The 12430-nt window shown below is 40.9% G+C and carries 10 protein-coding genes; 3 read left to right on the top strand and 7 right to left on the bottom strand.

Features of this window, described 5'->3' with window-relative positions; genetic code table 11:
- Positions 1 to 145 precede the first annotated feature (145 nt).
- The 3 genes from uxaC to Vgang_RS13350 all read left to right on the top strand — a co-directional run bounded on the left by uxaC (position 146) and on the right by Vgang_RS13350 (position 3378).
- On the top strand, positions 146 to 1561 hold the full coding sequence (uxaC, locus tag Vgang_RS13360) for a glucuronate isomerase (protein WP_105901343.1): 1416 nt from the start codon (positions 146 to 148) through the stop codon (positions 1559 to 1561).
- A gap of 47 nt (positions 1562 to 1608) precedes the next feature.
- A complete protein-coding gene (locus Vgang_RS13355; RefSeq protein ID WP_105901342.1) occupies positions 1609 to 3102 on the top strand; it encodes a UxaA family hydrolase in 1494 nt (497 codons plus the stop codon).
- 120 nt (positions 3103 to 3222) lie between these two features.
- Positions 3223 to 3378 (top strand): hypothetical protein, encoded by a 156-nt coding sequence (locus Vgang_RS13350; RefSeq protein ID WP_157945996.1) that lies wholly within the window; start codon positions 3223 to 3225, stop codon positions 3376 to 3378.
- Between the two features lie 100 nt (positions 3379 to 3478).
- Here the strand turns inward: Vgang_RS13350 and Vgang_RS13345 are convergent, their stop codons facing one another.
- The 7 genes from Vgang_RS13345 to Vgang_RS13315 form a co-directional block, all read right to left on the bottom strand.
- A complete protein-coding gene (locus Vgang_RS13345) occupies positions 3479 to 5002 on the bottom strand; it encodes an EAL domain-containing protein (protein ID WP_105901341.1) in 1524 nt (507 codons plus the stop codon).
- 275 nt (positions 5003 to 5277) lie between these two features.
- Positions 5278 to 6045 (bottom strand): Fe(3+) dicitrate ABC transporter ATP-binding protein FecE, encoded by a 768-nt coding sequence (fecE, locus tag Vgang_RS13340; RefSeq protein ID WP_105901340.1) that lies wholly within the window; start codon positions 6043 to 6045, stop codon positions 5278 to 5280.
- 3 nt (positions 6046 to 6048) lie between these two features.
- Positions 6049 to 7011, bottom strand: a complete 963-nt coding sequence (fecD, locus tag Vgang_RS13335; protein WP_105901339.1) for a Fe(3+) dicitrate ABC transporter permease subunit FecD — start codon at positions 7009 to 7011, stop codon at positions 6049 to 6051.
- Positions 7008 to 8006 carry an iron chelate uptake ABC transporter family permease subunit gene (locus Vgang_RS13330; protein WP_105901338.1) on the bottom strand — a complete coding sequence of 333 codons (999 nt, stop codon included), beginning with the start codon at positions 8004 to 8006 and terminating at the stop codon, positions 7008 to 7010. The genes fecD and Vgang_RS13330 overlap by 4 nt, the downstream gene beginning before the upstream one ends.
- A complete protein-coding gene (locus Vgang_RS13325; protein ID WP_105901337.1) occupies positions 8006 to 8905 on the bottom strand; it encodes a Fe(3+) dicitrate ABC transporter substrate-binding protein in 900 nt (299 codons plus the stop codon). The genes Vgang_RS13330 and Vgang_RS13325 overlap by 1 nt, the downstream gene beginning before the upstream one ends.
- Positions 8906 to 8985: 80 nt before the next feature.
- Positions 8986 to 11073 carry a TonB-dependent siderophore receptor gene (locus Vgang_RS13320; protein WP_105901336.1) on the bottom strand — a complete coding sequence of 696 codons (2088 nt, stop codon included), beginning with the start codon at positions 11071 to 11073 and terminating at the stop codon, positions 8986 to 8988.
- A gap of 228 nt (positions 11074 to 11301) precedes the next feature.
- Positions 11302 to 12216, bottom strand: coding sequence for an aldo/keto reductase (locus tag Vgang_RS13315; protein WP_105901335.1), 915 nt, complete (start codon positions 12214 to 12216; stop codon positions 11302 to 11304).
- Positions 12217 to 12430 lie beyond the last annotated feature (214 nt).

Here is a 12430-nt window from a genome sequence, read left to right as displayed (position 1 = left end):
CGTAGTTAAAAGCGACGGAATTTGACCAAACCGACAAATCATCGACAAATTTCAGCCAAGTTTAAAATTGTGATCTATAAACTTGTTATACCAATTTTGAGTCGTATTATACCAAACACATTTCATTTTATTTAGGTAGCCCGTTATGTCAAAGTTTCTTACCGAAGATTTTCTTCTTACCACCGATATCGCTAAAGAGCTTTACCACAATGTCGCGGTTCACCAGCCAATTATTGATTACCACTGTCACCTTCCTCCAGAGCAAGTGTCTGAAGATTATCGTTTTAAAAACTTAACCGACATCTGGCTTCGTGGTGACCATTACAAATGGCGAGCCATGCGTACCAACGGTGTTGAAGAACGCTTTTGTACCGGTGATGCTTCGGATAAAGAAAAATTTATCGCATGGGCAAAAACCGTCCCTCAAACCATTGGCAACCCCCTATTCCATTGGACGCATTTGGAGTTACGTCGCCCGTTTGGCATTACTGGGCAAATTTTAAATGAATCAAGCGCGGAGTCGATTTGGGCACAATGTAATGAAATGCTCTCCAGCCCAAAATTCTCAGCTCGCAACATCATGAAAACCATGAACGTTCGCATGGTTGGTACAACTGATGACCCGATTGATGATCTCGCACCTCACAAAAAAGTCATGAACGACAATAATTTTGATGTTCAGATGCGCCCTAGCTGGCGACCTGATAAAGCCTTTAATGCCAATGCTGATGGGTATGTAGACTACTTAACGACTTTGGGCCAATTAACGGATATGCATATCACTCGCTTCCATCAACTGTGTGATGCGCTAAACAAACGTCTTGATCATTTTGAAGCACACGGATGCTGCATCTCTGATCATGCCTTGGATACCGTGGTCTTTGAAACAGCAACAGAGCAAGAGCTTGACGGCATTTTAGCCAAACGGTTAGGCGGTGAATTGGTAACAGATAAAGAAGCGGCACAATTAAAAACAGCGGTGCTTATTTACCTTGGAAAACAGTATTCAAAACGCGGCTGGGTTCAGCAATACCACATAGGCGCACTGCGTAATAACAACCAGCGTATGTTCAATATTCTTGGTGCTGATGTGGGTTTTGACTCTATTCATGATCAATTGATTGCTGAACCGTTATCTAAACTTTTAAATGCATTGGATATCGAAGATGCCCTACCAAAAACCATTTTGTATTGCTTAAACCCACGAGATAACGAAGTCATTGCCACCATGTGTGGAAATTTCCAGGGTGGCGGTGTCGCTGGCAAAATTCAATTTGGGTCAGGCTGGTGGTTCAACGATCAAAAAGATGGCATGTTGCGTCAAATGGAGCAGCTTTCTCAACTTGGTTTGTTAAGCCGTTTTGTAGGCATGTTAACCGATAGCCGAAGTTTCTTATCCTATACCCGTCACGAGTATTTCCGACGCTTATTATGTCGCGTTCTTGGCCAATGGGTTGCTGATGGTGAAGCACCGCATGACATGGCTTTACTCTCCAAAATGGTAAAAGACATTTGCTTTAACAATGCTAACCAATACTTCAACCTCAATATCGAAAAGTAATTCGTCTTTACCGCAGTGTTAGTAACATTGCATGAATGGAGAGCAATATGAAAACATGGATCCGTATCCACCCTAAAGATAACGTTATCATCGCGTTAGTGGATTTAGCCCAGGGCGATAACATTGAGGTCGATACGGATTGTATTATCGAGCTGAATGAGCCTATTACTAAGGGCCATAAAATTGCACTGACTGATCTCAATTCAGGCGATTTACTGTGGAAATATGGCGAATCATTTGGTCATGCGACCGAAACCATTCAAGCAGGAAGCTGGGTTCATAGCCACAATAGTAAGACCAACTTGTCCGATAAGCTGGAGTATCGCTATCAACCGGAATTAGTCGAGAGTCTAACGGCTCAGAATGAGATTGATGTTGAAATATACAGACGCAAAAATGGTGATGTGGGTATACGTAATGAACTGTGGATTATTCCAACCGTTGGATGTGTGAACGGTATCGCCCAAACCATGGCAAATCAGTTTCTTGCAGAACATCCACAATTAGATATTGATGGTGTGCATGTCTTCCCACACCAATTTGGTTGCTCTCAATTAGGCGATGACCATATCACCACACGTAACTTATTACAGAGTATTGCCAAACACCCCAACGCGGGCGGTGTACTCGTTTTAGGTTTGGGCTGTGAAAACAACCAAGTCCCCGCATTTATGCAAGGTTTAGGCGATTACGATCCAAGCCGAATTCAATATTTGATTTCACAAACCGTCGAAAATGAGATCGAAGCCGGAAAGACGATTCTCAATTCACTTTATGAAACCATGCGCCATGATAAACGCACGCCGGGCAAATTATCGGAAATTCATTTCGGTTTAGAATGTGGCGGTAGCGATGGTTTATCTGGTATTACGGCCAACCCCCTACTCGGCCAGTTTTCCGATTTCGTCATTGCCCAAGGCGGTACAACGGTTTTAACTGAAGTCCCAGAGATGTTTGGCGCCGAAACGCTATTGATGAAACGCGCCGCCAATCAACAAGTGTTCGAAAAAATCGTCAACATGATTAACGGCTTTAAAGATTATTACACTCAACACAACTTACCGATTTATGAAAACCCATCTCCGGGTAACAAAGCTGGCGGCATCACGACACTGGAAGATAAATCTTTAGGCTGCACACAAAAATCAGGCACAAGCCCTGTGATGGACGTATTGGATTACAGCCAAAAGCTCTCGACGCCAGGGCTTAACCTGCTCAATGCGCCGGGAAATGATGCGATAGCCACCAGTGCATTAGCCGCATCGGGCTGCCACATGGTGTTATTTTCAACCGGCCGAGGCACGCCTTATGGGGGATTTGTTCCCACCGTGAAAATTGCAACCAATACGGAATTGGCAGAGAAGAAAAAACACTGGATTGATTTTAATGCTGGAACACTCGTTTCTAATGACATACCGATGGAACAGCTACTCACAGAGTTTGTCGAAAAAATAGTCGCTATCGTGAATGGTGATAAAACCAGAAATGAAATCAATCAAATACGAGAAATCGCCATTTGGAAAAGTGGCGTCACACTTTAAAGACAAATAATAGGAATGCAAAAATAGTTTAGAAAAATAAAAAAGTGTTTTAAATAATCTTGATCTTGCTCAAATTAACTGGTCTAATTGTGACCAACATCACATTGAGTGGAGATCAAAATGAACGCAATTACTGCTGATCAAGCAAATACTCAAACTATTGCTCGTAACAACAAATTCAAGAATGCAATCTCAACCACACTAAACTTTGCTTTAGTGTATGGTGCAGCATTTGCATTTATTGGCTTAACTGCTTTTGCATGGATTAAGCTTTAAACAACTAAACGATTGAAATTAAAAAATAATAAAAGGAGCCGAATGTTGGCTCCTTTATTTTTATTGGTTTATGGATGCATTGTTTTGCATACGCATGGGTTTACAAGTTTTGATATTCGTTTTTCAGCAATACCTTGAGATCTTTAATAGGCAATGATTTATAAAAGTACCATCCTTGAACATAAGCGTTGGGGTTGATTTCTAAAATCATATCCAACTCCTCTTTAACTTCAACGCCTTCAAAAACAACTTCTTTTTGTAAATCATTAATGAGTCCAAGAATAGGTAGAACCATCTTATTTTTAAAATCATTCGTGAGTGCTTGAGTGAACACTCTGTCGACTTTGATGACATCGAAGTCTATCTCTGTCAACCAAACTAAATTTGCAACACCAGTACCAAAATCATCCAAAACCACTACAAATCCCATTCGTTTAGCTTCTTTTGAAAAACGAGAGAGATCTTCAAGACTCACATCAATTTTCTCCGTAATTTCAATTTTTATCTGGGATGGAGTAATACTATGCTTAGTAGCAAGATTACTCAGATGCATTAAAAACGAGTGATGTTGTATCTCATAAGACGTTACATTAAGTGTCACACCTAAATCAGGGTAGCGCTGTAAAACCGGCCCTATGTCTTTCATCACTTTTTCAACTATTTGGTGAGCCACTTTAGGATAAAGTGAAAGCGTTTCGGCCATACCAAGAAATAACTCTGGTGAAACTTTTCCATAGACGTCATCACACCAACGCACTAGGCTCTCAAAGTTTATGATCTTACCACTCTTAGCTTCGACAACTGGCTGATATTCCATAGTCAGCCTTTTTCCAGCAATCGCTTTTTTGAATCGTAACTCCATTGATCTTTTTTTATCTTGAATTGATTTATACGCGTATGCTAAAAGCACACTGGAAATAAATGCGAGTAATAAAATACTCATCCATACGGCAGGTTTGTAATAAAATAAACCTGCTCGCTGATTTAATGTATGAATACAGTAAGTATATTTTTCACTACATAACACAGTACTCTGATGAAAAATGCTAAGGTTTAAAGGTTTACGATCTTGTGGAGTGTATGAGTAATAAGTGAGTCCAGTATTTTGGGTTTCGATACGAAAAGAAAACCCTAGCATCCTAGTGGAGAATACTTTAAACAGCATAGGGCTACTAAAAACAACATAATGATCTTTTCGAGCTGTATTCAAGATAAAATCAACCGGTAGAACATGCATCACTTGACTTTGTAATAATACCCCTGCTGGAGTCACATAATGTTCTTCAGGCAGTGAAGGAGGTTCTAATAAAGTTCCCCAGTTAGCAGAACATGCAACTTTATTATTGAGAAGTATGCCAAGGTCATAGACGTATTCATAATGACTCACAATAGCCCTTAAATTGTCCATGCTCGCTTTATCACATGACTCAATAGACATTGTTTGTGCGTCATCTAAAGCTTGAACAACTTGGCCTGAAATGGTTTCTGCTTGCAATAATAGCTCGGTAGCTAAACTCTCTTGCTGCTCTTTCTGTATGCTAGATACCAAAAAATTTAGAAGGAGAAATAGCGTGAAGAACACTAAAAGCGTAATAGCGCAACAGCGTAGAAACAGCGAGTTCATAAAGAAGTTCTCATATTCAGTATCAATAAGATTAGTATGGTCGTTCTAAAGCAGAAACCGATACTAAATACTAAGATTACACGCCTTTATCTTCTGTAAGTTATATTTTTGTCAATAAGTGATCTGTACAAAGAGTTCACGTAGAATAAATATAAAAAGTATCTTATCAATCCAATACAGATCATATTTTATACCCATAACACGAATTAGCTGGTCAAACATTACCGCAGCATTCTATGAATGATCCACGAATAAGATTATAACTAAACGCTGATCTAGCAAACAACACACATTGGCGTGCCTGCTATGGGATCTGAATAAATTTTAGCGTCTAGACCAAATACATTATTCAGTAAAGTTGAAGTCATCACATCAGCTGGAGCACCTTCACACACAACTTTACCCGCCTGCATCACAATAAGATGATCACAGTATCGACAAGCTTGATTAATATCATGTAAAACAGTCACAATTGTTTTGCCTAAATGATTCAAACTCCGCATCAATTTCATCAGCTCAACCTGATGATTAATATCTAAATATGTTGTCGGTTCGTCGAGCAGTATATAGTCCGTATCTTGAGCTAAAGTTAGTGCGAGCCAAACACGCTGACACTGCCCACCAGATAAATCAGATAATAACCTCTCAGAAAAATCTTCAACACCAGTACTTCTCATTGCTTGAACGATATGTTGTTTATCGTTTGGAGATAACTGTCCCCAAAACCCAGTATACGGGCTACGACCATAAGCAACGGCTTCTCTCACTGTAATTCCCTCTGGAACGACTTGAGATTGTGGCAATAAAGAGAGTTGCTGTGCCAATATTTTGGGTGATATATCGGCTATGGATTGCCCATTCCAAAGCACTTGGCCGGATCGTGGCTCAAGAAGACGTGATAATGTTTTTAGTAATGTTGATTTACCACAACCATTAGGTCCTAATAACGCTGTAATTTTACCTTTAGGGATACTGGTCGTTACGGTTTTAACTATCGGTTCTTGTCCATAACCAACGGTTAAATCATCTGTCGCGAGTTGCATGAATTATCTCACTCTCATTAAAAGAAACAAAAAGTAAGGTGCGCCAATAATTGCAGTCATAATTCCAGCTGGTAGTTCTAACGGTGGATGTATAACTCGAGCTAGCAAATCAGAGATCAGTAATAAAATCGCACCAACGAGCATGGCGGTAGAAAATAGTTGTAAATGACGCCCGCCAATTAATTGTCGAGCTAGGTGAGGAGCGACCAAACCGAGAAAACTCAAGGGCCCACATACAGACACTACTGCTGACGTCAAAAGTACGGCAACCAATAAAGCCGTCAAACGTAACCATATAACTGACACACCTAAACTCACTGCCTTTTCATCACCAAGAGCAATTAGATTCAACTGTTTACTTAACAAAAAGACAATAGGAAGAAGTACACACCAAGGTAAAAGCATGGCAAGTTGTATCCATCCCCTCCCCCATAAACTACCGGTTAACCAAAGTAGAGCATTATTAATTTCCAGAGGCTGGGTAAGAAGCAAAAAATCAATTGCACTAGCGAATAAAGCGGAAAGTGCTACCCCTGTAATTGCTAACTTAACAGGAGCCGTGTTCAAACCACACACTATCGCCAAGAGAAGTGCTGAGCTCACACCACCAAACAATGTAACCCAAGGCAACCACTGTATAGAAATAGCAGGCCATAAGGTCATCACTACAACGGCCGCCAACCCAGCCCCATGGCTAACGCCTAAAATATCTGGTGAAGCTAAAGGATTTCTAATAACACCTTGGATCAATACACCAGCAGTCGCCAACATTGCACCGACTAATACAGCAATCAAAATCCGTGGCAATCGATATTCATGAACAGTGAAATAATGTTCACTTCCGGAAAATAACCCTTGCCAAATATCCGACAAGGATAAGGTAACAGCACCAAAGCTTAACCCCAAAATAGACACAAAAATAAGGACAACAATCAACGTTAACTGTACTTTAATACTCTGATTCAACGTTTCTTCCTAACTAAATAGAGAAAAAAAGGCGCACCAATTAAAGCAAGAACAGCACCCGCTGGTGTCTCAGTAGGAAAAATAATCGCTCGACATAAAACATCAGCAATAACTGTTAAAGTCGCACCGAGTAACATAACGGACGGCAATAAGATACGGTGGTCATAACCGACTAAATAGCGGCCAAGATGCGGCACAATCAAGCCTAAAAACGCAATCGAACCGACAGCACTGACACTCACTCCAACTAGAATAAGTACAATAGAAGAAACGAACAGCCTTAACAGCATTAAATTAATGCCAAAGCTTTTTACCCTTTCATCTCCCATTGTGAGGAGATTTAATTTTGGTGATATATATACACTACATAACAACGCCATCACCAATGGTAACCAACTGACTTTCCATGTATTCCAATCGACATGAGCAAATGAACCTGCTAGCCAAGACATTATGCTCGCAGCCTGATCTTCTGATAAAATGACACAGGCTCTAGTTAACGCGCTACACAAAGCAGAAATAGCGATTCCAGCAAGAATAAGCTGCCCACGTTCAGATCCCTCTTTCCAGGCACCGCCGAGTAACATGACTAGAAACCAAGATAGACTACCTCCGATAATAGCTGCGCTGGTTATACTTAAAATTGAACTAGTCGAAAATAGTGTTGTTACTATCGCCATGCCCATAGCTGCGCCAGAATTAATACCAAACACACTCGGAGAGGCTAAAGGGTTTCGAGTCAGCCCTTGCATTAATGTACCAGCGGCCGCTATGCTCGCCCCAATAAGCATGGCTTCTAAAGTGCGAGGTAACCGTATATCTCGAACAATAATATGAGCAATTACATTATGATCAGGCTGCCATAACGCTATAAAAGATTGTACAGGAGTGATTGGAACTGCTGAGTAAGCAAACAAAGCGCACCAAGCACTTAATACTAATCCAATAACTAGTATCGAAAAAAATATGACAAAATTGCCTCTCACCATTGGCATTATGGAGATACCAACTTGACTAAATCAGCAGCCATGTACTCTGCAGCTAGAATTCCCCGACAACGAGCCCACATGTTTCCATCGACATGAACTACATGCTCACTTTTTACTGCGGTTAGTACTTTCCACAAAGGCTCCTTCTGCCAACGAGTCACAATATTTACTTTTGTATAATCACCTATCACTAAATAATTAGGATTAAGTGCAATTAGCTGTTCTAGGTTAATTTGACGAGAAGCACTGTCGTCTTTTAGTTGTGCGGGAGTGTTCAATCCCAACTCATGAATAACGCCACCGGCATAAGAATCTCCAGCGTGTGCAAAAAAACCATTTTCACGAGCAACACCAAATTGCACCGTTTGCCCTTTTAAAACTTGTAGCTCTTCTGCATATTTCTGCATAAGTTGTCGATGCTGACTTAAACGCTGCTTCATTTCAGCCTCTTTGCCGATCGCTTTACCGATGATTTCAGCCGATTTAAGATTATCAGCATAAGTTTCACGGCGTGATGGCAATAATAAAGTCGGTGCAATTTTAGCCAAATCCTCATAAACAGCAGAATGGCGATCAACATCGGCAATAATTAAGTCTGGCTTTAAAGAAGCTAACACTTCTAAACTCGGCTGAGATCGTGTACCAACCGAACGCCAATGATGAAGCTTTTGACTCACAGCAGGTATTATTCGACTCGAATCATTGTCATCAGCAATACCAACAGGACTAACGCCTACCGCCGCTAAAGCATCCACAAACGAAAATTCTAATGCGACTATTCTCTTTGGTTGATAATTAATGGAAAACTCACCTCGACTATCTTTTACTGTGACGGCAAAACTCATAAAGCTAACACACCAGAACATCAAGACCACGATGGAACGACACCATGTTAAATTATTCATTACTCCCCCCCTAAATAGAAACGGTGGGAACATGGCTCGTTCCCGACATTCAATTCATGTTAAATAAATGTAAAATCCAATTAAAAGTCGTAGCTAGCGGTTAAATAAATCCGCCTTCTTTCTCCAGGGAATGAACCCGTACGCTCAAGGAAACCACTCACTGCGTATTCTTTATCGAATAAATTCTTCACATTGACCTGAAACAACCACTGCTGCCAATGAGTTTGCCAAGAAGCATCAAAAACCGTAAAGGCCTTCACTATTTGCCCATCTTGATTGTATTGTTTACTTACGTAATCAGAGCCGAAGCCGATGGAAGAGTTAATCTGCTGAAAATCGTAGCGAGTCCAAAGCCCAAGTTGGTGATGAGGGGCATTTGCAAAACGTGATCCGACACTGCCACTAATGCCATCGTAAGCTTCCTTCACCTTGGTATCGTTGTAGGCATAACTAAGGTTTGCCGTCCAGTTATCTGTTATATCAGCCAATAAATCGACTTCCACACCTTGACTACGGACTTCCCCATAAGCAACAGAGCGGCTATCATCATTAGGATCAGTTTGAAGGATATTCTGCTTAGTGATGTGATAAAGCGCCACATTCATATTGATTGAATTGTTGAGCCAGTATGAACGTACACCAGCCTCGTACATTAGGCTTTCTTCGGGGGGAAATGGCCCACCATTAGACGTTGCTTGATCTGAAGCATCTTGCGGTACAAAGCCTGTTGCCACAACAAGATAAGGGTGAAGCTGCTGGTTAATACGATAAGTAGAGCCTAACCGATAGGATAAGCCGGAGCCGGTGTATTCAGTCTCATCTCCTGCTTTTAGATCTCTAATGTGATCTTTGTAACCATCAATTCGAATTCCAGAAAGCAGATTCCAAGAATCGGTAATGTCCCACTGATCTTGCAAATAAGCACCATAACGTTCAGAGCGTGAATCTGTTTGCTTCGCGAGTGACATTGAGTATGCAGATGTATCGGCTCCATAGTTGGGTTCAATTAAACTGATCCCATCAACATTTGAGCGATAGTAAACATAATCCTCATCGACTCGATAATAGTCACCACCCAGCAATAAAGTATGATTACCAAGTTCCGCGACTAAATTTACACTTGCAGTACCAGCTTTACTGTGACGAGTTTGATCTCGAAACTGTCTTTCGCTCCAGTCCACGATACCATCGCCATCAGTATCAACTAATCCATTCGGTTCATGATATTTTTGCGTTTCCGTATTTTGATAATAACGGAGGCTGACATCGCCACTCAGCCAGTCATTAAAGTAATGCTCTACACGTGCCTGATACACTTGAGCTTCAAGATCTTGATAATCAGATACTTCGTTTGAATTCCAATCAATATCCCCTAAAAAATTACCATCATCATCGGTTGGTACACCTCTTAATCTTGCGCCACCGTAGTGCTGAATAATATCGGTAAATTGAGTCGTAACCGTTGTATCAGAACCTAAATCCCAAGCGTAGCCAAGATCGATAATTCTATTTCGAACATCGGTGTTGTTGCGAGAAGGATTCTCATGATCTTGATAAATCGCCATGCGATAACGTTGACTTTTATCCTCTGTAACTGGCCCGGATAAATCCAAACTCCCACTGATGAAGTCTTGATTACCGCCCGTGATTGAAATTGTACGCTGAGGTTTATAGGTCGGCTTTTTAGTGACATAGTTAATTACACCACCTGGTTCACCGCTACCCATGACTGCAGAAGATGGGCCTTTTAATACTTCGACTTGCTCAATATTGAATAGTTGAGGAATTGCAAATCCGTTAAATGGGTCTCCTCTTAGCCCATTATAAAGTATCTGATCTTGGCGAAAGCCTCGGAAAGTTACCCCAGAATACGAATACTGACTCACACCACTAATTGAACGATATAAATCTGTAACTTGCCGAGCTCCTTGGTCTTCAATCAGTTGTTGAGGTAACACTTGGATAGATTGAGGGGTCTTATCGATTTCCGTCGGTGTTTTTGTTGCTAGTGAAGTAGCTTGTGAGCGGTACATAGAAAGCGCACGCCCATAAACCGTAATCGAATCTGAATCAGTTGTTTCTGATATTGAATTTGCCGCAACAGAAACCTCTTGCATAGAGATTAAAACAGTAGCAAAAATGAGATAATTCCTAGATTTAGCCTTCATTTATTTTACATATATAGGTCAATCAAAAATATTGCGTCGAAATGTAAATGAGTTTTACTCTCATTACAACCCATAGACAGCATGGATATTACATTTATTACATTCATATTTGTGATGAATATGAGATGGTAAAATAAAAAAACTCCATTTAAATGGAGGTTCATAGATATCTAAATGAAGAATAAGCTTAATCAGCAATGGTCACTAATGGTTCTTATTTAACCAAAACTACGGCACACCGTGACCTTTAGAGGCAATCCACACTCTAAACCATTGCTCGCGTGTCAGTTCGATACTGAGTGCATCAATCGCAGCTTGTACACGCTCAATCTTACCTGAACCAATGATAGGCATCGGCTTTGACGGTAAGCGACGTACCCAAGCATAAATCACTTGATCAATACTTTGCGCCCCCACTTCTTGGCGAATGCTTTCAAGTTCTTCACGCACACGAACATGTTGCTCTTCTTGACCATTGAAAATCGATCCACCAGCTAAGCAAGACCATGCCATAGGCTTAACACGTAATTGTTGCAACAAATCCAACATGCCGTCATGTACAACATCAAAGTTAATTGGGTTGATTTCGACTTGGTTTGTCACCAATGGAGAATCTAGGCGAGATTGTAATAATTCAAATTGGCGCGGCGTAAAGTTTGATACACCAAAGTGCTTCACTTTGCCGGCTTGTTTCAATTCACCAAAGGCTTCAGCGACTTCGTCAGCGTCCATCAAAGCGTCTGGGCGGTGAATCAAAAGTACGTCAATATCATCCACACCAAGACGAGTTAAAGAGTTATTCACCGAGTTAACAATGTGCTCTTTACTGGTGTTGTAATGGTTCACTTTCCAATCTGGGTTTTTATCGCCGCACAATTTGATATCGCACTTAGTCACGATTTCAATCTGGTCGCGCATGCTTTTGTCTAGTGCTAACCCTTCACCAAACAACTGTTCACATTCGTAATAACCGTAGATGTCGGCGTGATCAACGGTCGTAATACCTAGTTCAACATGCTGCTTCAAAAACGTTAAACGCTCTTGTGCCGTCATCTCCCAGTCACCTAAGCGCCAATAACCTTGCACCAACTCCGAAAACTCAGGGCCATTAGGTGCGATTTGCTGTTTTTTCACTGCAACCATTTCTCTTTTCCTATTTCCTTTACTCAGTGAGCACACTACGTCACCTTGTTATGCTGCACACATCCTAGGTCTTTTCACTTGCTAGCACAATGCAAATTCCGGATTCAAATCCAGCCAAACATAGAGATGCCTGAGGGGTTGACCTAGGTAACATTTTTGAAATTTAAATGATGAATCTTTGTTTTCATATTCACTCATTGAAGGACATTTTAGC

It is taken from the genome of Vibrio gangliei, from assembly GCF_026001925.1.
GTDB lineage: Bacteria > Pseudomonadota > Gammaproteobacteria > Enterobacterales > Vibrionaceae > Vibrio > Vibrio gangliei.
Note: the sequence above shows the minus strand (reverse complement) of the source record. Positions and strands in the feature narration are given on the sequence as shown.